Here is a 22,422-nt window from a genome sequence, read left to right on the forward strand (position 1 = left end):
TAGTAATCTAAAGGCCATCCTACGAGCGAGGAGAACGCACATGACCGTGATCGAAGGCTCTGTCGCGCTGGTCACCGGAGGCCGACGCGGCCTCGGCAAGGCATTCGTCGAGGAACTGCTCCGGCGCGGCGCCGAGAAGGTCTACGCCACCGCCCGCAAGCCCGACCCGAGCCCGGACCGGCGGGTCGAGGTCCTCCCCCTGGACGTCGCCGACGACGCCTCCGTCGCCGCCCTGGCCGAGCAGGTCCGGGACGTCGACCTCGTCTTCAACAACGCCGGGGTCCTGCACCCGGCGCCACTGCTGACCGCGGACCTGCGCCTGGTCCGGGAGACGTTCGAGACCAACGTCCTCGGCCCGCTGAGGATCGCCCAGGCGTTCGCCCCGGCGCTCGCCGCCCGCGGCGGAGGCGCCCTCATCGACATGCACTCCCTGCTGTCCTGGGGAGCCGGCGCCGGCGCGTACGGCGCCAGCAAGGCCGCCCTCTGGTCGCTGACGAACTCCCTGCGCCTCGAACTCGCCGCCCAGGGCACCCAGGTCGTCGGCGTGCACCTCGGCTTCGCGGACACCGACATGGTCGCGGCCATCCCGGTCGAGAAGATCGCGGTCGCCGACGTCGCCCGCATCGTCCTGGACGGCGTCGAGCGCGGGGAGACCGAAATCCTCGTCGACGACGCCACCCGCGCCGTCAAGGCCGCGCTGTCCGGTCCGGTGGAGGGACTCGCCATCACCGTCCGCCGCTGAACCGGCCGCCGAAGCGCACCCGAGCCCGCCTCCGAATCCGAATCCGACCCCGAACCGAGGAGAACCATGCCGCTCTGGCACGTCTACCACCCTCCCGGGACCTACACCCCGCCGCAGAGGAAGCAACTCGCCGACGACATCACTGGGTTCTACACCCGCTTCGGGCTGCCGAAGTTCTACGTCGTCGTGCTCTTCCACGAGATCGACGCCGACTCGTTCTACGTGGGCGGCGAGCCCACCCCGGACGCCGTACGCGTCGTCGTCGAGCACATCGCCCGGCACGTCAGCGACCCGGCCATGCGCCGACGCACCCGGGAGGCGCTCGCCCGGCTGCTCGCGCCGCACACCACGGACCGCGGGCTGTACTGCGAGTTCCACGTCGACGAGACGCCGCAGGACCTCTGGATGATCGACGGCCTGACCCCGCCCCCGCCAGAGAGCGAGGCCGAACAGCACTGGGCACGGGAGAACCGCCCGAGCCCGTACTGATCCCCTCCACGGCCCGGTCGGCAACGCGCCCCCGCACGCTGCCGACCGAGCCGTCCGGGCCGTCCGGGCCGTCCGGTGAGGAAGGCGAGGAAGGCGAGGAATCGGACTGGCCGTCATCAACCTCGACCGGGCCCCGGCCCTCGGCCCACCAGGCGAGCCCCGTCAGCCCTTGACCGCTCCTGACGTGAGTCCCTGCACGATGTACCGGCTCGCGAACGCGAACAGCACCATGGTCGGCGCGATCGTCAGCACGGCGGCGGCGGACATCGAACCCCAGTCGATGTTGAAGCTGGAGATGAAGTCGTTCAGCCCGGTGGGGACGGTCTTCCGGGCATCGCTGTTCATCAGGGTGACGGACAGGAACAGCTCGTTCCAGCAGTTCACGAAGTTGAAGATGAACGCGGCGATGATCCCCGGCCGCATCACCGGGAGCAGGACTCGGAACAGCGCCCCGAACCGCGAGCAGCCGTCGATCATGGCCGCCTCCTCCAGGGTGTCCGGGATGTTCTCGAAGAAGCCTCGGAGCATCACCGTGCAGAAGGGGATGCAGATCGCCGTGTAGACCAGGGTGAGCCCGAGGCGGTTGTCGACCAGGCCGAGGTCGGTCATCAGCAGGTAGAGCGGGCCGAGCGCGATGAAGGACGGGATCATCTGCGTGACCAGGGCCGCCATGACGGTCGCGCCCTTGCCGCGGAACTCGAAGCGGGCCAGTACGTAGGCGGAGAGCATCGCGATGGCGGTGGCCGTCACGCCGGCGGCGGTGGCGCAGATCAGGCTGTTGACCAGGTAGGTGCCGAAGTGGGCGTGGGAGAAGAGGCCGGTGTAGTTCTCGAAGGAGATCTGGTCCGGCCAGTAGGAGATCGGGAAGCTGAAGATCGTCCCGGGGCTCTTCAGGGAGGTCACGACGATCCAGTAGAGCGGGAACAGCGTGATCACCAGCCAGGTGCCCAGGAAGGCGACGCGGGCGGCGCGGCCGGCGGCGGAGGGCTTGTTGATCATGAGGTGGATCCTCTCCGCTCGCGCGTGGCCATGAGGTAGAAGGACGAGAAGACGAAGAGCGTCGCCATCACGATGAGGCCCAGCGCGGATGCCTTGCCGTAGTTGCCCTGCTGGGCGATGGAGATCATCCACGTCGTGACGATGTGGGTCTGGTCCGCGGGCCCGCCGCCGGTCATGCCGAAGATCAGGTCCGGGAAGTTGAAGATCCAGATGACGCGGAGCAGCACGGTGAGGCTGAGCGTCCCGCGGATCGAGGGGATGGTGACGCTGAACAGCGTGCGGACCCGGCCGGCCCCGTCGAGGGCCGCCGCCTCGTAGAGCTCGTCCGGGACGGACTGCAGGGCGGCCAGAATCATGATCGCGAAGAACGTGACGCCGTACCAGACGTTGGCGACGACCACGGCGGTCATCGCCGTTTCCGGGTCGGCCAGCCACGCGATCGGCTCGCTGATCAGGCCCGCCTTCTCCAGCAGGTCGTTGACCACACCGAACTCGCCGTTGAACATCCAGCGGAACAGGACGCCGATCAGGAAGCCGGAGATCGCCCACGGGAAGAAGACCAGCGCCTGGTACAGCCCGCGCAGGCGGAACCGGCGCCTGAGCCACAGCGCGATCGCGAAGCCGATCACGAACTGCGGCACGATCGAGGCGAGGACCCAGAAGACCGTGTTGTTGAGTACGGTGCCCCAGGCCGGGTCGGCGAAGATGTCCCGGAAGTTGCCCAGGCCGATCCACTCGGTGTCGGTCAGGTCGTTGAGGTTCCAGTTCCGGAAGGCCATCTGGCTGCCGGTGATCATCGGGTAGTAGACGAAGACCGCGACGGCCAGTACGGCCGGCGCTAGGAAGCCGGCGATGGTGAGTCCGCGGCGGACGTTGAACACCCGCCTGCGCGGGGTGGGGCCGCCGGGGGCGGTGCGTGTGGCGCGCGGGGCGCCCCCCGGCGTGGCGGGGCGCTCCGTGTGCTCGGGAGTTGACAGCGTCATTTCCCGCCTTCCTGATGTGGTTCGGGCTGCTACTGGCTCGGCTGGTTCTTCCACTTCGCGGTCCAGTACGCGTCCCAGTCGGCGAGCAGGTCCTTGGTGCCGACCTTGCCGAGCAGCATCCGCTGGACGTCGGCGTCGGCCTTCTGGGTCCACTCCGACCACCAGGCCACCGAGCGCGGCTGGACGACGGCGAGGTACTTGTCCGGGCTCTGGTTCATCGCCAGGTAGCTCGCCCAGGGCCCGGTCTTGTAGAAGGGGTCGTCGGCGGCGCTCTTGACGACCGGCACCAGGCCGTTCTCCTTGGTGAACGTGGCGGACGCCTCGCCCTCGGCGAGGAACTTGACGAGCTTGGCGGTCTCGCCCTTGTGCTTGCTGCTCGCCGCCGTCCCCCAGCCCGCGCTCCCGACCGGCTGGCACGCCTTCCCGCCCGGACCGGTCAGCAGGGGGGCCGTGTTCCACTGGCCCGTGGTGATCGCCTTCGACTGGGCCACGGTGGCGATCACCTCCGGGTCCTGGAGCAGGAAGGCGGTGGAGCCGTTGGAGAAGCCCTGCACCATCTCCGGGAAGCCCCAGGAGACCGAGGACGGCGGTGCGGCCTGCTGGAACAGCTTGAGGTAGGCGTCCAGGGCGGTCAGTGCCTCGGGCGCCGCGAAGATGCTGCGGCCGTCGGTCAGCTTGTAGGCGTCGGCCCGATCGATCGTGTCGGCCACGTACGCCTCGATCTGCAGCACGGCGAGGTTGCTGCCGCCCTTGCCGCCCCGGAACGCGTAGCCGTACTGGTGCTGGTCGGGCTTCTGGACGGCCGTGGCCTGGGCGAGCAGGTCGTCCCAGCTCGCGGGCGGCGCGCTGAAGCCGGCCTTGGCCGTCACGTCGGTGCGGTAGTAGAGGGTCAGGCCGTAGAAGCCGTACGGGATGTAGAAGGTACGGCCCTTGGCGTCCTTGGAGTACCTCGTGGCGTTGTCCGTCAGGCCGGCCCAGCCGCTCCAGTCCTTGAGTGCCGGCCCCATGTCGTCCAGCCAGCCGTTGGTGGCGAACGCGCCGACGGTGGTGTCGCGGACTTCGAGGGCGTCGATGCCGGTGCCGGACTGCAGCATCTGCTGGATCTTCTGGTCCGCCTGATCGGTCGGCGGCGAGATCAGGTCGACCTTGATCGTCGGGTTCTGCGCCTCGAACCGGCCGATCAGCTTCTTGAGCACGGCGGTGCGGCTCGGGTTGGTCAGGCTCTCGACCATCGAGATGTGCACCTTGCCGTCCTTGGCGCTCGTCGAGCCGCCGCCGGCGCACGCGCTCAGGGCCAGTGCCGAGGCCACCGCGAGGATGGCTGCGTTCCTGGTTCTCATCGCTGTCCTCTTTCGTGGGGGGGGTCGATGCGCCGGGCGCATCCGGGGGGATTCCGGAAGGGGGACTTCCGGGAGGGGACTTCCGGGAGGGGACTTCCGGGAGGGGACTTCGGGAAGGGGACTTCAGGGAGAGGACTTCGGGGGGATTTCGTGGGGGCGCGCTAGCGTGCCGATCGGGCCTTGAGGGCCCATTCGCCGATCACCGGGACGCAGCGCTCGGCGAAGTCCTCGAAATCCGCGGGCGTGTTGTACACGTGGGTCGACAGGCGGAAGTAGCCGACGCCGTCGAAGCTGGTGATCGCCGCCTCGACGCCCAACTCGGCCGCGATCCGGTCGCGCAGGAGGTCGGCCTCCTCACGGGTGGCCGCCAGCCCGGCGGGGAGCCGCACCAGGCGCAGGGCGTTCACCGGCATCCCGACGTCGACGGCGGCGCTCTCGCCGGTGAGCTGCGCCATCGCCGCTCCGATGGTCTCCTCGGCGTAGTCGGCCAACTCGCGCAGGTATCCGCGAGCGGCCTCCCAGCCCCAGGTCCGCTGGATGAAGTCCAGCGCGATGGGCGCCGCCAGGTAGCCGGTGACGTCGACGGTGCCCTGGTTGTCGAAGCGCTGCGGGAACGGCTCGCGGGCGGCCCAGGAATCGATCAGCGGGTGGAGCTCGTCGCGCAGCCCACTGCCGGCCACCAGCGCGGCGGCGCCTCGCGGGGCGCATCCGAACTTGTGCAGGTTGCCGATCCAGACGTCGAACTCCAGCCCGGCCAGGGGGTCTTCGGCGAGTCCGGGCACGTGCGCCCCGTCGATCAGCAGCGGGATGCCGCGCTCCCTGGCGGCCGCACCGATCTCCTTCACCGGCATCCAGCGCGCGGTGGAGGAGGTGATGTGGTCCAGGACTATCAGCCCGGTCCGATCCGTGAGTCGGGCGAGCACCGCCTCGGTGGCCTGCTCCGCGGTGGCGTCCAGCGGCACCCGGGCGGTCCGGACGCTGCCGCCCCAGCGGCGCGCCAGCCGTTCGGCGCCCATGGTCACCGCGCCGTAACCGTGGTCGGTCACCACGACTTCGCCGCCGCGCCGTACCGGGAGGCTGCCGTAGACGACGCTGGCCCCGCCGCTGGCGTTGGGGACCAGCGCCAGGTCGCGCACGTCGACCCGGAGGAATTCGGCGACGGCCGCCCGCGCCCCGGCCACCCGGCCCGGCAGCGCCGGGAACCACACCACCGGCGCCCGGTCCATCTCGGCGCGGAGCCGCTGCTGCTCCTGCTGAGCCGCCAGCGGGACGGCCCCGAAGGACCCGTGGTTGAGGTGCTTCATCGCCGGGTCCAGCGTCCATGCCTGCGCGGCGGGACGGCCGTCGGGGAGGAGCAGAGGGCGCGGCGCCGGGTTCACGAGGGTCTCCAGTCCAGAATCATCAATCACCGTCCACAAGTCGTCCGATGACGCGGGGAATGCTCACACGCCTGTACGTGGCCGAGCCGGCTCTCCGTGGGAGGCGGCGACCGGTCCGGGCCGACCGACCACTTCGGATGGATAACGTTGTCGGCGTTGGGGGATTGAACTCACGCACGGAACCCCATGTCAAGGGGTGGTTCGTCATCGCCCGCCCGTACGGCGGCGCTCTCCGACCCTGCCCCTCATGCCGTGGAACCCTCCCGCCGAACGGATAAAGCCGCAGTTCATCGGGCATCCTGGTGCCGGCGAAGGCCCGGGGGTCACGCCGGAGCCGTACCGGAGAACCCGACCTGCCATGCCGCCGGATGATGCGGGACCGTTTCGACAACGTTATCTACATGGCAACGCTGTCAGTAGACTCACGGGATGGGCAAGGCACCAGAAGGAGCGGTTGACGTGATGCCGGACAACGCGGAGCAGCGGGGCCTCGATGCCCCCGCACGGCCGACCATGAAGGACGTGGCCGCTGCCGCGGGTGTGGGACTCAAGACCGTGTCGCGCGTCGTCAACGGCGAGTCCGGCGTGAGCGAGGCCACCGCCGCCCGGGTCCGCGGCGCGATCGAGGAGCTGGGCTTCCGCCGCAACGACGGTGCCCGGCTGCTGCGCCAGGGCAGCCGCACCAGCAGTGTGGGGCTGATCCTGGAGGATCTCGCCGACCCGTTCTACTCGCAGCTCAGCCGGGCGGTCGAGGACGTGGCCCGCTCCCACGGGTCCCTGCTGCTCACCGGCTCCTCCGCCGAGGACCCGGCCCGCGAACGGGAGTTGGCCCTCGACTTCTGCGCCCGCCGGGTGGACGGCCTGATCGTCGTCCCGGCCGCGCTCGACCACGGCTTCCTCGCCCCCGAGCTGGCCGCGGGCACCGCCGTGGTCAGCGTCGACCGCCCGGTGACCGGCCTCACCGTGGACACCGTCCTGACCGCCAACCGCCGAGGCGCCGCGGAGGGGGTCGGCCACCTGATCCGGCAGGGCCACAGGCGAATCGGCTACCTCGGCGACAACCCCGCGATCTTCACCGCAGCCGAACGCCTCGCCGGCTACCGGCAGGCCATGGCGCAGGAAGGCTACGAGGTCGCCGGGTCCTGGGTCGCCATGGGCAAGCCCGAGCCGGTGGGAATCCACCTCGCCCTCGACCGCATGCTGTCCGGACCGGATCCGGTGACCGCGCTGATGTGCGGCAACAACCGGACCACGGTCGCCGTGCTCCGCAGTCTGGCCACTCGCCCCGACAGGCCCGCCCTGGTCGGCTTCGACGACTTCGAACTGGCCGACATGCTGCCCGTGCCGGTCACCGTGGTCGCCCAGGACCCCGCGCTGATGGGCCGGATGGCCGCCGAACTCCTCTTCCGGCGCCTGCGCGGCGAGCAGGCCCAGGTCCAGCGCCTGGAGATCCCCACCCGCCTGGTCCCGCGCGGCTCGGGCGAGCTGCCGCTCTGACCCCGGGGCCGGCCCGGGCGGCCTCCTCGCGTTGTTGACAGGTCACGGAACGGCGGGCGATGCTACACAGGCAGCGTTCTGACAACGTTGTCTACAGCGAGCCCAGCTCACCAGCGAGCCACAGAGCCACAGAGCCACAGAGCCACAGCGCACCAGCGAGCCCAGCCCACCGAGGAGAACAATGTCCCCCCAGGCCGAGAGCCTCCCCCAGCCGGGCGACGAGGCATGGCTGGTGGCCGAGCAGGACCGGCTGCTGGGCTTCGCCCGCGGCGCCCGGCTGCCCGAAGGTGGCTTCGGATGGCTCGACGAGCACGGAGCCGTACAGCAGGACGGAGCCGTCCACACCTGGATCACCTGCCGGATGACCCATGTCTTCGCCCTCGCGCACCTGCTCGGGGACCCGGACGCGGCGGCCCTCGTCGACCACGGCCTCGCCGCCCTGACCGGGCTGCTGCGCGACCGCGAGCACGGCGGCTGGTACACCGGCGTGGACCGCGACGGCACCCCGCTCACCGCCGAGAAGTCCGCCTACGCCCACGCCTTCGTGGTGCTGGCCGCCTCCGGCGCCACCGCCGCCGGACGCCCCGGCGCCCGCGAGTTGCTGACCGGGGCGCTCAACGTGATCGAGCGCCACTTCTGGGACGAGGAGCAGGGCCTGCTGGTCGAGTCCTGGGACCTGCCCTGGGATGCCTGCGAGCCCTACCGCGGCGCCAACAGCAACATGCACGCCGTCGAGGCGTTCCTCGCGGCCGGCGACGTCACCGGCGACCCGATCTGGCACCAGCGGGCGCTGTGGATCGTCCGGCGCATCGTCCACGTCCACGCCCGCGCCGCCGACTGGCGCCTGGTCGAGCACTTCGACACCGGGTGGACCCCGCGGTACGACTACAACCAGGAGCGGCCCGACGACCCGTTCCGCCCGTACGGCGCCACCGTCGGCCACTGGTTCGAGTGGGCGCGGCTGATGCTCGGGCTGCGCGCGAGCCTGCCCGACCCGCCCGGCTGGCTGCTCGAGGACGCCGAGGCGCTGTTCGCCGCCGGCGTCCGGGACGGCTGGCACGCGGACGGCTCGCCGGGCTTCGTCTACACGGTGGGCTGGGACGGCGCTCCGGCCGTCCGCGCCCGCATGCACTGGGTCGCCGCCGAGGCGATCGCCGCCGCCGCCGTCCTGCACCGGGTCACCGGCAAGGCCGAGTACGAACGCTGGTACCGCACCTGGTGGCAGTACGCCGAGGAGGCGATCCTCGACCGCGCCCGCGGCAGCTGGCACCACGAGCTGGACCCGCAGAACTCCCCCGCCGCAACCGTCTGGCCCGGCAAGCCGGACGTCTACCACGCCGTGCAGGCCACCCTGATCCCGCGGCTTCCCGCCGCACCCGCGATGGCCGAGGCGCTGCGCCGGAAGCTCGCCTGACGTCCCGTCAGATCCAGATGCCCCGACCCGAGAAGGACCGAACGTGATCACAGTCGTCGGCGAAGCCGTCATGGACCTGGTGCGGTCCGGCCAGGGTCAACCCACCGCGCACCCGGGCGGCAGCCCGGCCAACGTCGCGGTCGGCCTCGGCCGCCTGGGCAACGACGTCGCACTGCTCACCCGCCTCGGTCCCGACGCCCACGGCACCCGGCTCGCCCGCCATCTGGTCGGCAGCGGCGTCACCCTCGCGGCGGGGGCCGTGGACGAGCACCCCACCAGCACCGCACTCGCCCACACCGACGAATCGGGCTCCGCGACCTACGAGTTCGCCATCACCTGGCAGCTCCCGGACCTGGACCCGGACGAGCTGCTCGCGGGGAGCCCCTGCCTGCACACCGGTTCGATCGCGGCCACGCTGGAGCCCGGCGCGAGCACCGTCCGCCGCCTGGTCGAGCGGGCCCGCGGCCGCCGGACCGTCTCGTACGACCCCAACTGCCGCCCGTCGCTGATGGGCGACCCCGAGCAGGCGCGCACCCGGATCGAGTCGCTGGTCGCCTCGGCCGACGTGGTCAAGGCCAGCGACGAGGACCTCGCGTGGCTACGGCCCGGGCAGGACGTCGTCGACGTCGCCCGGCGGTGGCTGGCGCTGGGCCCGTCGCTGGTCGTCGTCACCCGGGGTGCGGCCGGCGCCGTCGGGGTCTGCCGCGCGGGAACGGTGGAGCAGCGGGCCCGGAGGGTCACGGTCGCCGACACCGTGGGCGCGGGCGACGCGTTCATGGCCGGCCTGCTCGACGCGCTGCACCGCCATGACCTGCTCGGCCCGGAGAACGCGGACCGCCTGCACGGGATCGACACCGCCACCCTCGCCGAGCTGCTGGACACGGCGTCCCTGGTATCCGCCTTCACCTGCACCCGGCCGGGCGCCAACCCACCGACCGCCGAGGAGCTGGCCGCCTACCGGGCGAGCATCCGAAGCAGCACTCCCGCAGGAGGCCACTCCGGGGCCTGACCCCACCGCCCCGAGTGCCCCGCAGCCTCCCCGCGCCGGAGCTGCCGGACCTTCGCCCAGCGGGTCCGGGCAGTCACCCGACCTGGTGAAAGTGCGGTGTGGACACGAACCCCCCTGCGTGCACGGTCGTTGACCTCCGGAGGCGCACCACTCACTCGCGCCTCCACCGTGCCGTGAGGAGGACCGGAATGCCGGGCAGCACGACGAGGACGGACTCGTGGTTGTCCGAGGTGGGCGCCTTCGTCCGCACGGACGTGGAGGGTTACCTGGCCTCGCACCCGGAGGACCGCTACCCCGATGTGCTGGTGGAGCGGTTGCGGCAGCTCGGGGTGTTCGGGGTGACCGTGCCCGAGGAGTACGGCGGGTCGGAGCGGCCCGCGCGGGAGGTGGCCCGGCTCGGGTACGAACTGGGCCGTGGATGGCAGTCCTTGGCCGCGCTGGTGGGGACGCACCTGAAGCTCTGCCGGCAGGTGCTGGCGCACGGCACCGAGCAGCAGAGGCGGCAGTGGCTGCCGCTGATGGCCGGTGGCGAGCGGGTGTTCGCGCGCGCCTTCCACGAGCAGGGCGTCACCGACCCGGCGGCGCTGCGGAGCACGGCCGAACTCCACGGCGGCACCGGCCGGTTGAACGGACACAAGAGCTGGGTGACAAACGCCCGGCACGCCGACGTCATCGTCGCCGTCGTCCGTTCCGGCGCGGCCACCATCGGGGTCCTGACCGATCCCCGGCGGCCCGGTGTCGAGATCGGCGCGGAACTCCCCCGCCCGGGGATGCTGGGCGTCTCACTGGCTGAAGTCACCTACCAGGACTACGAGTTCGACCCGGACACGGAGGTCATCGGCGGTGCGGGCCACGACCTCACGGAGGCGCTGCGCGGCTACGACGTCACCAGCTATGTCGCCCGCGCGCTGGGCTCGGCCGACGCCGTCTACGAGTGCGCGCTGCGCTTCGTCCGGGAGTCCGCCCCCGGCCGACCGCCGAGGGCCGGCGGGGCCATCGGGCTGAGGGTCGGCGAGCTGGCCACCCGACGGGCGGCCATGCACGCGGTCTGGCAGTGCCTCGTGCAGCCCACGGAGGGCGGCCACCCGCCGCTCACCTCGGGCGCGGCGAAGGTCATCACCACGGCGGCCTTGCAGGAGCTCGTCCGGGCGGCCGCCGTGCTGTGCGGCGGAGCGGGCTACGCCGGCCCCCTCGCCTGCCTGGGCCGCCACTACCGGGACGCCCTGGCCCTGCCGATCATCGGTACCCCCAACGACACCCTGCTCTCCCTGATCGGCGAGCGGGAACTGGCCGGAGAGGACGCGTAGCGGATCCATGGAGCTCTACCGAGAGGACGAGAGCGTCGTCCGGCGCTACGCCGAGCACCTGGAGGGCGTCGACCCCGACGTCCTGCGCCGGGTCTCGCTGCGCGAAGGGGCCCGCATCGTGCGGCTGCCTTCGTACCGACGCGTCGGCATCGACGTGCTGGACCTGTCCACCCTGTCCACCACGGGAACCTTCAAGGACTGGGTGGCCTGCGTCGCCGTCGCCCGCGCGGTGCGGGACGGCCACCCCGTCGTGGCGGCCCAGAGTTCCGGCAACACCGCGAACGCCCTCGCCACCTACGCCTCCCGCGCCGGTATCCGCCTCGTCGCGCTGCACCCGCCGGCCTCCCGGCGCCGGATCCACCCCCGGTTGGCCCGCCGTCCCGGGGTGACCTTCGTCGAGGTAAGTGCTACGGAGCACGAGATCAAGGAGATCCTGCGCGACGCCACGCGGGCCACCGCCACCCCGTCGCTGCCGGTCCTGCGGGACCAGTTCGAGGGCAACAAGCTGCGCGCCCACTTCCTGCGGGACGCCGGGCGGGCGGTCGGCCACGGCTGGGACTGGCACGTGCAGGCGCTGTCCAGTGCCTACGGGCCGCTGGGCTTCTACCGGGGCCTGGCCGAGGCGTATCCCGCCGGGCACGCGGAGCCGCGCTTCCTCGGGGTGCAGCAGGAGGCCGTCGCCCCGTACGTCCGGGCGCTCACCGGCACCGTCACGGAACCGGGAGCGGAGATGCTCGAACCCACCCTGTTCCGCAAGGTCCTCACCCCCGAACTGATCGCCCAGGTGCGGGACATCTGCCACCGGACCGACGGCGCGGTGCACTGCCTGCCGAACCAGGACTACCTGAGCCGGGAGGCGAAGGCGATCGACCTGCTGTCCGGGGCCGGCGTCGAGGTCACCCCCACCCCGGAGGGGCAGCCGGTGGAACGGGCGGGCCTGTACTCGCTCGCCGGAACGCTCCAGGCGATCGACGACGGCACCATCCCGCCGGGCGACCGGGCGCTGGCCGTCTACACCGGGGGATCGGGCCCGTCGACGGAACCGTACGTCCCGCAGCACGTGGTGACCCGGGAGGAGGCCACGGACCTGCTCAAGGAGCTCCTGACCCGCGAGGCTTCGCTCTGAGGACCGGGCGGAGGTGCCGCGTGGTCCTGCGAAGTTACGCAGTGTCGCCCTCAAGCCCTCCCCCGACACACTCTGTCAACGGCCCGAGGATCTCCACCCGGCTAGCCTCTCCCCCATGACCACGCCGAGCTTCCGTACGCACACCCCCACCGCCGATCTGCGGCCCGACCCCCTGGACCCCGCCCAGATCGTCTCCGGCAGCCCGGAGGTCAGCGGCAGGATCCTCTACGAGTCCCCGGACGGCCGGCACCTTCGCGGCATCTGGCAGATCACCCCCGGCGTGGTCACCGACGTCGAGGCGGAGGAGATGTTCACCGTCGTCACCGGCCGCGCCACCATCGAGATCGAGGGTGGTCCCACCCTGGACGTCGGGCCGGGGGACTGTGTCGTCCTGCGCGAGGGCGACCGCACCACCTGGACGGTCCACGAGACGCTGCGCAAGACCTACGCCCTCACGCTCCCGGCCGGCTGAGGCCCGTCCTCGTTGCGCAGGTTCAGGTGCCGGTGGGCCGGTCGAGGTAGCGGGCCGTCAGGAGGTGGGAGAAACCCATGATGGTCTCCTGCGGGCTGATGCCGGTGGCGCCGGGGAGGACGCTGGCGTCGCAGAGGTGGAGGTTGGTGAAGCCGTGGGGGCGGCCGTGGGTGTCGCAGACTCCGCCGTGGGCGGGTGGGCCCATGCGGCAGGAGGCCATGGCGTGGACGGAGATCAGGTCCCAGGTCTCGGGGCGGGTGCGGAGGGCGAAGTCGGCCGCCTGGGCGGGGGTGGTGAGTGCGGCGGGGGCGGGTGGGAGGAGTTCGACGGCGCCGGCGGTGAGGAGGAGGTCGGCGGTGTGGCGGAAGGCGGTGCGGAGGAGGTCGCGGTCGGCGTCGGTGAGGTGGTGGCGCAGGAGTGCGCCGAGGCCGGGGACGGCCAGGAGGCGGGCGGTGCCCTGGACGCTCACCTGGGTGGTGTAGACGGCGAGGTGGTCCAGGTGGGAGAGCATCCGGTCGACGGTGCCGGCGGGGTGGGCGGCCAGGGCGGCGGCGAGTGAGCCCGGGGTGAGGTTCCCCGGCATCACCCGGACGCCCTGGTCGGCGAACTCCTGGAGTTGGGCGGTGAAGATGGTGCCCTCGGTGGCGCGGACGGGCTCCCTGAAGCGGGCCACCGTACGGAAGTTGACGTGGAGGGCGATGGCGCGGCCCGGGCCTCGGCCGCCGATGGCGCTGCGCCGTAGCAGCAGCGGGCTGCCGATCGGGCCTGCCGCCAGGAAGACGGTCTGCGGGAGGTAGCGCAGTCGTCGGCCGTGGTGAAGGGCGTGCACGACCGTGACGCGGGTGCCGTCGTGTTCGAGGCGGAGGACCCGGGTGTCGGGCTCGATGACCGCGGCGAGCCGTTCGGCGGCGGGCAGGTAGGTGACCAGCATGCTCTGCTTGGCGCCGGTGGGGCAGCCGGTGACGCACCGGTTGGCGTGCCGGCAGCCCCGGACCGCGCGGCGAGCCGGTGCCCAGCGCCAGCCGAGCCGGTCGGCGGCCTGGGCGAGCAGCACCGAGTCGTGGTTCCCCCGGCCGGGCGGCTGGTCGATGACGCCGAGGCGCCGTTCGGCCTCGGCCAGGTGGGGGGCGAGGTGGTGGGCGCGGAAGCCGTCGACGCCCGTGGAGGCCCAGTGTTCCAGCAGGTGGTCGGGAGGGCGCCAGAACAGCCCGCCGTTGACCACGGTGGTGCCCCCGACGCAACGGCCTTCCCCGAAGGGGATGGTGGGCGCGCCGTGGATGGGCACCAGGCCGCCCTGACGGTAGAGCAGGCGCAGGTTCTCGGCCGGGGACGCCCGGGTGATCCGCTCCTGCGGGACGAGCGGGCCCTCCTCGAGGACGCGGACCTCCCGGCCCGCACCGGCGAGTTCCAGGGCGGCGGCGCCGCCTCCGGCTCCGGAGCCGATCACCAGGGCGTCGCAGTGGATGGTGTCCCTGGTCATGCGCGCTCCTGCCGTGCCGCGGCAGGGGGCCCGTCCAGGGCTCTGTCCAGGGGTCCGTCCAGGGCTCCGTCCAGGCCTCCGTGCAGCGCCAACACGAGGCTCACCCGCAGCAGTTCGGCGAATCCGGGCACCGTGGACAGCCGGTCGGCGACCCGCCGCGTACGGGCCAGGTCCGGAGTGCCCGGGAGCCGGCCGGTCGGGTCGGCGAGGAGGGCGGCCGCCGGGAACAGCCGCATCAGCAGGGCGAACACCAGGCGGTACGGCCTCGGGAGCGCGGCCAGAGTGGCGGCCGTGTGGCGGACGGCGGCGGCCTGGCGGGACGGTTCGCCCAGGGCCGTGCAGCGGCCCGCCCAGAGCGGCGGGAGCCCGGCGGAGCGTACGCGCCGCTCCCAGGCCCGTACGCGGCGGTGCTCCTCGGCGGGCGGACGGGCCCTCATGCGGTGGCCTTCTCCCGGACCAGGCCCGCCAGGAGTCGGGGCATCCCCTTGGCCAGAACGGCGTCCAGGGCCTCCAGGAAGACGTCGACGTCGGAGTCCTCGGCCACCAGCGGGGGCGCGGCGATCAGGGGGAGGTCGTGGTTGGAGCCGTAGTAGGTGAGCACCCCGTGGTCGCGGTAGAGGGCGCCGACCACGGCGGCGGTGGCCAGCTTGGCCCCGGCCTGCGGGTCGCGCGCGAAGGAGGACGGCAGCAGGTGCAGCACGTGTTCGAGGGCGGCCGGGCCGTGGCGCAGGACGACGCCCTGGAGGGCGCCGGTGCCGCGCACGTCGGCGATCAGGTGCGGGTGGCCGGCGGCGAGGGCGGTGAGGCCGCGGTGCAGCCGTTCGCCGAGGTGGCGGCCTCTGGCGGGGTAGTCGTCCTCGACGGCGATCGCCACGGCCTCCAGCGCGGTGACCGTCTCCTCGCCGAAGCCGTAGTAGGTGGTGCTGTGCAGGGTGGCGTCGGGGAGCGAGTCGTAGGCCCGGCGGAAGACGGGCTCCCTGGCCACGTAGCCGGAGATGGACGCCTTGCCGCCGCCGAAGGACTTGGAGGTGGTCACCACGTCCGGGAGCAGGCCGGGGTGGCGCATGAAGTGGAACAGCGATCCGGTCCTGCCCCAGGAGGTGTAGACCTCGTCGAAGATCAGGACGATGTCGTGCAGGGTGCACAGCCGGCGGGCCTCGCGCAGGAACTGCTCCGAGCACTCGCGCAGGCTGGAGGCGCTGAAGGGTTCCAGGACCAGCGCGTAGACGTCGCTCCCGCCCTCGGGCGTGGTGTGCCGCTCCAGGGCGAGTTCGAGGGAGGCGAGGTCGTCGAAGGCGAAGCCGTCCGTGCCGGGGATGCGCGGGAAGGAGAAGTGCACCTCCGGGGAGGCGGTCAGGCTCCCGGCGCCGAGCAGCTTGCCGTGGAAGGCGATGTCGGAGTGCAGGACGGTGCCGCGATGGCCGCGGTGGTACTTGTAGGCCATCTTGAGGGCGCCCTCGACGGCCTCCGCGCCCGAGTTGGGGAAGTAGCTGACGTCGAGGTCCCCGGGCAGCAGCTGGGCCAGGTTGTGCCCGAGCGCGGCGACGTACGGGGAGAAGTAGTTCTTGTGCACCTCCATGCGCCGCAGTTCCTGGAAGCGCCGGCGGGCTGCCAGGATGCGGGGGTGGTTGTGGCCGTGGTTCAGGACGCCGATGCCGCCGGTGAAGTCCAGGACCCGCCGCCCGTCGCGCAGGGTGATCCAGCAGCCGGAGGCGCTGTCCACGACGTCGCGGCCGAATCCGAAGGCGGAGAGGAGCGTCACCTGGCCCCGGCTGACGTGGCGGCGGTAGAGCTCGTGCACGCGCTCGATGGGCATCCGCTCGCAATCCTCGGTGCTGATCAGGGAGTTCATGGCGTCCACTCCTCGGGGGCGCTGCTGCGGGCGGTGCTGACGGCCGAGCTGGTGACGGCCGAGGTGGTGACGGCCGAGCTGCCGACGGCGGCCACGCATCGGGCGGTCCGGATCCGGTCGGCGATCAGGCGGCCGACGTGGCGCCCCTGCCGTACGGCGTAGTTGGTGCCCCGGTCCTGCGGGTAGACCTGGGCCATGCTGGCCAGGTAGAGCCCCGGCACGTCGGTCTCCGTCGCCGGGATGCGGTCGGAGTAGTGCGGGGTGATGACCGGCTGGGCGTGGTCGGCGCGCCAGACGTGGTGGGCCCGGACCCACTCGCGCCGGAACTGCGGGAACATCCGGCGCAGGTGCGGGAGGCTGGCCCGGAACACCGCCTCGTCGTCCATCCGGTACAGCTCGGCGCTGGTCGGGAGGTAGGCGGACAGGTAGACGAGGTGACGCCCGGCGTAGGCGCCGGAGCCTTCCAGGTTGGTGTGCTCGATGACGCCGACGAAGGGGAAGGAGGGGTCGGTGACGTTGAGCCAGTAGGTGTCCGACAGGGACCGGTCGGTCTGCAGCACCAGGCACAGGTTGGCGAGGTAGGGGATCTCGGACAGGCGCCGGCGGACGGCGGGCACGTCCGGATGGGGCGGCGGCCCGGCGGGGGCCGGGGCGGAGGCCGGGGCGGGGGCCGGGGCGGGGGCCGGGGCGGGGGCCGGGGCGGAGGCGAGGAACCCGGCGAGCAGGTCCGGCGCCGTGGTGGCCAGCACCCGCCGTGCGGGCAGGACGCCTCCGTCGGTGCGGACCCCGCACACCCCGCGGGCGTCGGTCAGCACCTGCCGCACCGGGGTGCTCGTGCAGATCCGGACCCCCAGCTCGGTGAGGCGCGCGACCCACGCGTCCAGCAGGGCGGCGCAGCCACCGCGCAGGTAGTACAGGACCTCGCGGCCGCTGTGCGACCGGCTGCCGCCGCGCAGGTGGAGCTTGGTCCACATCCAGGTGGCGCCGACCTCGGACGCGTACTGGCCGAACTTGCCCTCCAGCAGCGGGCGCCAGACCGTCTCGTAGACCTGCGGGCCGCTCAGCTCCAGCAGCCACTCCCGCGCTGTGAGGTCCTCCAGGTCCCGCCAGTGCTTCACCTGGTGGGCGCGCACCGCGGACCAGCCCAGCCGGACCCGGTCGGGCAGCGGCAGGGGCGCGAACCGCAGCACGTCCCACGGGCTCGACAGCCGGTAGACCGAGTTCGCGTAGTAGACGCCCGTCCTGGTCCGGTGCGGCTCGAGCAGGTGGGAGCAGCCGAGTTCCGCGCACAGCCCCCGGATCTCCAGGTCGGAGGAGAACCAGTGGTGGTAGAAGCGTTCGAGCCGGGCTCCCCCGACCTCGAACGACCCCGCCAGGCCGCCGACGTACGGCTCACGCTCCAGCACCCGGCAGGGCACCCCGGCCAGGGCCAGCTCATGGGCGGCGGCCAGGCCCGTGAACCCGCCGCCGATCACCAGGACCTCGTCGCCGGGCGCCGGGGGTGCGCTGTTCTCGGGCATCGCTGCTCCCCTCGATTCCTCCGGTGCGCTGTCGCGTCCGGAGGCGATGGGTACGGGAGGTACTACGGGAGGTGTGGAAGGAGCGGGGGGGCGTACCGTCCCGCCGAGGGGGACACCGCCACATGGGGAGCTCACAGGGGACCGCCGCAGGCGATTCAGGCTCCCAGAGGACCGTAGCACCGGGCCCGGCACCCGGCCTGCGGAGAGTGCTTCGGGTTGCTCCGGCCGTCGCGCGGCCGACATCATCGAGAAGAGCGATGCCGTACGAGAAGGCCCTGCGGGAACGTCATGCAGGAAGGCGACGACCATGCACGCCACGCCACAACAGCCGCTGCGCTACGCCGTCGGACTGCCCAACCGGCGCGAGTACGCGGATCCCCGCCTGCTCCGCGACCTGGGAGTGCTGGCGGAGCGGTCCGGCTGGGACGGCTTCTTCCTCTGGGACGGCCAGGTCGCGGAGCACCCCGACGAGCACCTCACCGACTCCTGGACCACCCTGGCCGCCGTCGCCGCCGGCACCGAGCGCCTGCGGCTCGGCGTCATGGTGAACGTGCTCGCGCTCAAGCGCCCGGCCGAAGTCGCCCGCGCCACCGTCGCGTTGGACCTTCTCAGCGGTGGACGGCTGGTCTTCGGCGCCGGACTCGGGTCCTCCCCCGCCGAGTTCGAGGCGCTGGGCGAGGATCCGGACCCGCGGGTGCGGGCGGAGAAGCTGGACGAGGCGCTCCAGGTCCTCGAAGGGCTGTGGACGGGCCGCCCGTTCACCTTCCACGGCCGCTGGTTCACGGTCACGGACCTCACCTTCCAGCCGGTGAGTCCGCAGCGGCCGCGCATCCCGGTGTGGATCGCCGGCACCTGGCCCTCGCGGCGGCCCATGCGGCGGGCCGCGCGCTGGGACGGCGTCTTCCCCACCCGGGCGGGGGTGGGCCACACCGAGATGATGCCCCCGGCGGACCTGGAGGCCGTGGTCGCGTACGTCCGCGCCCAACAGGCCGTCCGGAAGGGGCGGTTCGACGTCGTCATGGAGGGCCGGACGTCCGGACTCCGGCGGGACGAGGACGCGAGGGTCGTCGCCCCGTACCGGGCGGCGGGGCTCACCTGGTGGGTGGAGAAGCTGGGCTGGTTCCGGGGCCCGGTCGACCTCGTCCGCACCCGGATCGGCTCCGGCCCTCCGCGCCCCGCCGACACCGCGTGAGCCCGCCCCGCCGGAGGCGATCCGGCGGGGCGGGCTCAGGTGGCGGCTACAGGCCCAGGTTGCCGAGCGCCGTCGTCCAGTTGCTCGCGATGGCGCTGCGGGCGGCGGACAGGGTGACGCGGCCGCCGCAGACCGCGTTCTTCAGCTTGGTCTCGACGGAGTCCTTGCTCGTCGCGGTCTGGGTGCCGTAACGCGGCTCGGGCCACAGGTTGTTGGGGTCGCGCGGGGCGCCGCCGAGCTCGAGCGGGACGAGGTGGTCCTCCTCGTAGTCCGCGGTGTTGGTGTCCGAGTAGCCGTACTGGGCGATCTGCTGCACCTTGAGGGCGTTGGTGTAGCTCGTCGGCGGGCGCACGGTGGCCGTCCAGCCGGAGACGCAGATGGTCGAGTTGATGGTCGACTGGGTGACGTCCGGGTTGTACGCGCCCGGCGTACACGTCGGGTCGGGCAGCGGGAGGTACGCCTGCGAGCAACTGGCGCTGAGCGTCGTGGCCTTGACCGGGGCGGCCTTCGCGGGGGTGGCCTGCGCGGTGCCGCCGGCGAGCCCGGCGAGGGCGAGACCGAGGACGGTCGCCGAGGCGACGACGGTGAAACGCTGACGGTTCATCATGAGGACGCGACTCCTTGGCCGGCCCGGCCGGGGCGCCGGGCGACTGGACCCCATCTCAGCACCGGGCGGGCGGCCGGCGTCAGACCCCGGACGGTGAACGATGTGTGACAACGTGTAAACGTCAGCAGGCAGCAATCTCCACCCCGTCACGCCCGAGCAGGCGGGGGCCCGCTACAGGCCGATGACCGTGCCGGGCGGGTGGTCGCGGCTGGCGGTGAGGAGGCTTTCGCCGACGGCGGTGAGCTGGTGGAGGACGGCTCTGCCGTTGCGGGCGGTGGTGATCAGGCCGGCCTCGCGGAGGACTTGGGCGTGGCGGGAGGCGACGGGGCTGGTGGTGCCCAGGTGCTGGGCGAGGCCGGAGGTGGAGGTGGGCACGCGCAGGGCCCGTAGGGCGGCCGCCCGGCCGGCGCCCAGGAGGGTGGCGAGCGGGTCGCGCGTCTGGCGGCGCTCGGCGGTGCCGAGGCGGGCCGGGTAGACGAGTACGCGGCAGCCGGCCGGTGTCACGGATGCGTGGGTCCTCAGGTGTCCGAACGCGCAGGGCATCAGGACGAGTTCGCTCGGGATGCCGGTGCTCGGCCGGGTGTCGCGGTCGACGGAGGTCAGCAGGGCGAGCGGCCCGAAGTCCTCCTCCAGCTGGGTGCGGTAGGCCAGGTCGTGGTGCAGGTGGTGGGCGATGCGCGGCCGCCAGTGGTCGGCCATGGTCGCGCGGAAGGTGTCGGCGATCCCGTCGACGATGCTCCGCAGCGCGCGGTCCTCGTCGTTGCGCAGGGCCTTCACCAGGCGGCTGGCCCAGTCGCAGTGGGCCGAGTGGGCGGGGCAGGTGGGTCCGCAGTCGGCGGCCAGGCGGGCGCCGAGGAAGTGGGGCGGGGCTTCGCGCAGGCGCTCCAGTTCGTGGCTCAGGGATGGTCTCCCGGCCCTGCTGAGGGTGGTCAGCGGGACGAAGACCGCGCGGTCGGGCTGGGCGCGGTTGACCAGGGCGGTGAGGCGGCGTCCGGTGGTGTCGAGCTGCCCCTGGACGGTCTGCCACCAGCGCTGTCGCAGTGGGGAGCGGCGGCTGCAGGGGCCGTCGTGCAGTGCGTGGATGAACTGGGCCAGCGGCGACACGACGAATGTCGGAGCCCCGGGATCGTCGGCCGCACGGTCGGGCACGGGCATGCGTTTCCCCTCCAAGCGTCCTTGTGGGGGCGGTCGTTCCTCAGTAGCACGTGGCCCGGCCGGTGTCGACCCCTGGCGCCGCCGGCCGGACGGCGCCGAGCACCCGGTTCGGCCGGCGACCTGCGGGCGCGGCCGCGCCCGCCCGTCAAGGCCCCGCCGCTACAGGTCCTGGTGGTAGGCGCGCTCCAGGTCGGTGATGAAGTGGTCGAAGGAGCTGGCGGCGAAGTCGGTCCAGGCGCCGATCTCGAGGATCGGGACGCGGCGGAGTTCGACCAGGATCTGCTTGCGGTCGCCGGTCGCGGGGCCGCCTTCCTGGGTGGGGGCGCCGATGTCGACCGGGTCCAGCATGCTGGCCCAGACCGGGTCCTTGCCGCCCATGATGTCCGTGACGATCTTGCGGGCGATCCGCATGGACTGCTCGTCCTCCTCCAGCTCCCCGCCGAGCTCGTCGCCCAGGTCGGTGAGCAGGCTCACCACGGCCGCCGCGTTGACCCCGGCGCCGATCACGCCGTCGTCCGCCAGGCTCTGCCAGAGGTGGCCCATGTGGGTCTTGAGCAGGACGGGCTGGTCCTTGGGGAGCTTGGTCTTGTACATCGTCTGGTGGACGACGGCCGCGGCGATGGCCTGGAGCATGCCCTGCACACTTCCCAGCTTCTCGCCGGACGGGTCGGGCGCCATCCTGAACGTCTCGGCGAGGCGGGCGGGGTCGAGTCCCTGGATCTTCGCGGCCACCTCGCCGTTGACGGCGATCTCGTTCTTGGTCCTGGAGGACCGCCAGAACTTCTCGTTGGCGCCGTAGAGTTCGTCGAAGTGCTCGTCGTCGCCGGCGGCCCGCTGGTACAGCGCGGGCAGGGAGTCCAGCGGCACGTCGGGGTTGACCTGCGGCTGGCCCTTGGTGTCGGGGCTGTGGACGGTCACGTACACATCGCCGATCTCGAACGCCGGGGGCGTCTCGGCGTCCGCCGCCAGGTCGCGCGCGGCCACCACGCACAACTGCCGTGCCACCTTGGAGATCTCCTTCATGGCCACGGCAAGTTCTTCGCCGCTGCTGAAGGGCTTGGTGACGAACTCCAGGTTCTCGCCGTCCTGGACGACGTACCAGAGGCCGCTGTCCGCGCCGTAGTGGCTGACCGCGACCTCGTACACCTCGGTGTCCGAGTCGGACTCCGATTCCGACCCGCCGGACGTCTTGACGGTCACCTCGCTGTCCAGTTGCTGGAACTCGAAGCCGATCCTGGCCGGAGTCGCGGCCCGCTGGACGAATCCCTCGGCGGCGCCGTGGCCGTGGCCGTCCTCGATCATCTCCGCCACCCGCTGTACGGGGGCCGGGCCGGCCATCACCCTGGTCGCGTTGGCCTCGGCCGCGCGCTCGAAGCTGTCGCCGGGGTCGCTGACGCGCAGGCCGGAGCCGTTGTCCGCACCGGCGACGGGGCCCTGGCGCTGCTGGATCACGTGGGTCAGCTCGTGGGCGAGGGTGTGCTTGTCCGCTCCCCCGGCGCCGATGACCACATGACTGCCGCTGGTGTAGGCCCGGGCACCGACCTCCGCGGCGGAGCGCTGCGCCGTGCTGTCGTCATGGACGCGGACGTCCCCGAAGTCCGCGCCCAGCCGGGCCTCCATCTCGGTGCGGGTCGCGGCGTCCAGAGGCCGCCCGGCGGAGCGCAGCACCTCGGGGACGGCCGAGCGCTGCACGGCCTGGCGGAGCCTCTGCCCGACCGCCGCGTTCCCGATCATGCGCTGCAGGGCGAGCAGCGACATCGGGGCGGACGAATCGACGGCGGCATGGCGCGTCGGACGGTCGGGGGCCTCGCGATCGGACGCCTTGTCGGGAACGTTGCTGCGCACGGGAGGCTGACCCT

20 protein-coding genes are annotated in these 22,422 nt (G+C 72.5%); 9 read left to right on the forward strand and 11 right to left on the reverse strand.

Annotated features, from left to right (window positions below; translation table 11 throughout):
* Window positions 1–40 precede the first annotated feature (40 nt).
* Both ACIBCA_RS02710 and ACIBCA_RS02715 read left to right on the forward strand, forming a co-directional pair.
* Window positions 41–742, forward strand: coding sequence for an SDR family oxidoreductase (locus ACIBCA_RS02710; RefSeq protein ID WP_396280965.1), 702 nt, complete (start codon window positions 41–43; stop codon window positions 740–742).
* A 66-nt stretch (window positions 743–808) separates the two neighbouring features.
* Complete coding sequence (locus ACIBCA_RS02715; protein WP_396280966.1) at window positions 809–1,231, forward strand: tautomerase family protein; 423 nt, start codon at window positions 809–811, stop codon at window positions 1,229–1,231.
* A 162-nt stretch (window positions 1,232–1,393) separates the two neighbouring features.
* On the opposite strand, the gene ACIBCA_RS02720 is transcribed toward ACIBCA_RS02715, so the two are convergent.
* The 4 genes from ACIBCA_RS02720 to ACIBCA_RS02735 all read right to left on the reverse strand — a co-directional run bounded on the left by ACIBCA_RS02720 (window position 1,394) and on the right by ACIBCA_RS02735 (window position 5,932).
* Window positions 1,394–2,230, reverse strand: a complete 837-nt coding sequence (locus tag ACIBCA_RS02720) for a carbohydrate ABC transporter permease (RefSeq protein ID WP_396280967.1) — start codon at window positions 2,228–2,230, stop codon at window positions 1,394–1,396.
* Window positions 2,227–3,213, reverse strand: coding sequence for an ABC transporter permease subunit (locus tag ACIBCA_RS02725; RefSeq protein ID WP_396280968.1), 987 nt, complete (start codon window positions 3,211–3,213; stop codon window positions 2,227–2,229). Before ACIBCA_RS02725 ends, ACIBCA_RS02720 begins: the two co-directional genes overlap by 4 nt.
* 29 nt (window positions 3,214–3,242) lie before the next feature.
* A complete protein-coding gene (locus ACIBCA_RS02730; RefSeq protein ID WP_396280969.1) occupies window positions 3,243–4,553 on the reverse strand; it encodes an ABC transporter substrate-binding protein in 1,311 nt (436 codons plus the stop codon).
* 161 nt (window positions 4,554–4,714) lie between these two features.
* A complete protein-coding gene (locus tag ACIBCA_RS02735) occupies window positions 4,715–5,932 on the reverse strand; it encodes an aminotransferase class V-fold PLP-dependent enzyme (protein ID WP_396280970.1) in 1,218 nt (405 codons plus the stop codon).
* Window positions 5,933–6,394: 462 nt separating this feature from the next.
* Between ACIBCA_RS02735 and ACIBCA_RS02740 the strand changes: the two genes are divergently transcribed.
* The 6 genes from ACIBCA_RS02740 (at window position 6,395) to ACIBCA_RS02765 (ending at window position 12,757) form a co-directional block, all read left to right on the forward strand.
* Window positions 6,395–7,429: a LacI family DNA-binding transcriptional regulator gene (locus ACIBCA_RS02740; protein WP_396280971.1), complete on the forward strand. Its 1,035-nt coding sequence runs from the start codon at window positions 6,395–6,397 to the stop codon at window positions 7,427–7,429.
* A gap of 181 nt (window positions 7,430–7,610) precedes the next feature.
* Complete coding sequence (locus ACIBCA_RS02745) at window positions 7,611–8,843, forward strand: AGE family epimerase/isomerase (protein WP_396280972.1); 1,233 nt, start codon at window positions 7,611–7,613, stop codon at window positions 8,841–8,843.
* A gap of 43 nt (window positions 8,844–8,886) precedes the next feature.
* Entirely contained in the window at window positions 8,887–9,852 is a 966-nt protein-coding gene (locus tag ACIBCA_RS02750) for a carbohydrate kinase (protein ID WP_396280973.1), read from the forward strand.
* A 188-nt stretch (window positions 9,853–10,040) separates the two neighbouring features.
* Window positions 10,041–11,159 carry an acyl-CoA dehydrogenase family protein gene (locus tag ACIBCA_RS02755; protein ID WP_396280974.1) on the forward strand — a complete coding sequence of 373 codons (1,119 nt, stop codon included), beginning with the start codon at window positions 10,041–10,043 and terminating at the stop codon, window positions 11,157–11,159.
* Window positions 11,160–11,166: 7 nt separating this feature from the next.
* Window positions 11,167–12,285: a pyridoxal-phosphate dependent enzyme gene (locus tag ACIBCA_RS02760; protein ID WP_396280975.1), complete on the forward strand. Its 1,119-nt coding sequence runs from the start codon at window positions 11,167–11,169 to the stop codon at window positions 12,283–12,285.
* Between the two features lie 115 nt (window positions 12,286–12,400).
* A complete protein-coding gene (locus ACIBCA_RS02765; protein ID WP_396280976.1) occupies window positions 12,401–12,757 on the forward strand; it encodes a cupin domain-containing protein in 357 nt (118 codons plus the stop codon).
* Between the two features lie 22 nt (window positions 12,758–12,779).
* Here ACIBCA_RS02765 and ACIBCA_RS02770 read toward each other — a convergent pair whose 3' ends face one another.
* The 4 genes from ACIBCA_RS02770 to ACIBCA_RS02785 are packed head-to-tail and all read right to left on the reverse strand — an operon-like array spanning window position 12,780 to window position 17,609.
* Entirely contained in the window at window positions 12,780–14,237 is a 1,458-nt protein-coding gene (locus ACIBCA_RS02770; RefSeq protein ID WP_396280977.1) for a GMC family oxidoreductase N-terminal domain-containing protein, read from the reverse strand.
* Window positions 14,234–14,674, reverse strand: coding sequence for a hypothetical protein (locus tag ACIBCA_RS02775; RefSeq protein ID WP_396280978.1), 441 nt, complete (start codon window positions 14,672–14,674; stop codon window positions 14,234–14,236). The genes ACIBCA_RS02770 and ACIBCA_RS02775 overlap by 4 nt, the downstream gene beginning before the upstream one ends.
* Entirely contained in the window at window positions 14,671–16,089 is a 1,419-nt protein-coding gene (locus tag ACIBCA_RS02780) for an aspartate aminotransferase family protein (protein WP_396280979.1), read from the reverse strand. The genes ACIBCA_RS02775 and ACIBCA_RS02780 overlap by 4 nt, the downstream gene beginning before the upstream one ends.
* Window positions 16,086–17,609: an NAD(P)/FAD-dependent oxidoreductase gene (locus ACIBCA_RS02785; RefSeq protein ID WP_396280980.1), complete on the reverse strand. Its 1,524-nt coding sequence runs from the start codon at window positions 17,607–17,609 to the stop codon at window positions 16,086–16,088. The genes ACIBCA_RS02780 and ACIBCA_RS02785 overlap by 4 nt, the downstream gene beginning before the upstream one ends.
* A 307-nt stretch (window positions 17,610–17,916) precedes the next feature.
* Between ACIBCA_RS02785 and ACIBCA_RS02790 the strand changes: the two genes are divergently transcribed.
* Window positions 17,917–18,801, forward strand: coding sequence for an LLM class flavin-dependent oxidoreductase (locus ACIBCA_RS02790; RefSeq protein ID WP_396280981.1), 885 nt, complete (start codon window positions 17,917–17,919; stop codon window positions 18,799–18,801).
* Between the two features lie 46 nt (window positions 18,802–18,847).
* Here ACIBCA_RS02790 and ACIBCA_RS02795 read toward each other — a convergent pair whose 3' ends face one another.
* From ACIBCA_RS02795 to ACIBCA_RS02805, 3 genes are all read right to left on the reverse strand, one after another.
* Window positions 18,848–19,408 (reverse strand): hypothetical protein, encoded by a 561-nt coding sequence (locus tag ACIBCA_RS02795; protein ID WP_396280982.1) that lies wholly within the window; start codon window positions 19,406–19,408, stop codon window positions 18,848–18,850.
* Between the two features lie 171 nt (window positions 19,409–19,579).
* Window positions 19,580–20,563 (reverse strand): winged helix-turn-helix domain-containing protein, encoded by a 984-nt coding sequence (locus ACIBCA_RS02800; RefSeq protein WP_396280983.1) that lies wholly within the window; start codon window positions 20,561–20,563, stop codon window positions 19,580–19,582.
* Window positions 20,564–20,722: 159 nt separating this feature from the next.
* Window positions 20,723–22,408, reverse strand: a complete 1,686-nt coding sequence (locus tag ACIBCA_RS02805) for a DUF4157 domain-containing protein (protein WP_396280984.1) — start codon at window positions 22,406–22,408, stop codon at window positions 20,723–20,725.
* Window positions 22,409–22,422 lie beyond the last annotated feature (14 nt).

The sequence above is a fragment of the Kitasatospora sp. NPDC051170 genome (assembly GCF_044455705.1).
In the GTDB taxonomy this organism is placed as follows: domain Bacteria; phylum Actinomycetota; class Actinomycetes; order Streptomycetales; family Streptomycetaceae; genus Kitasatospora.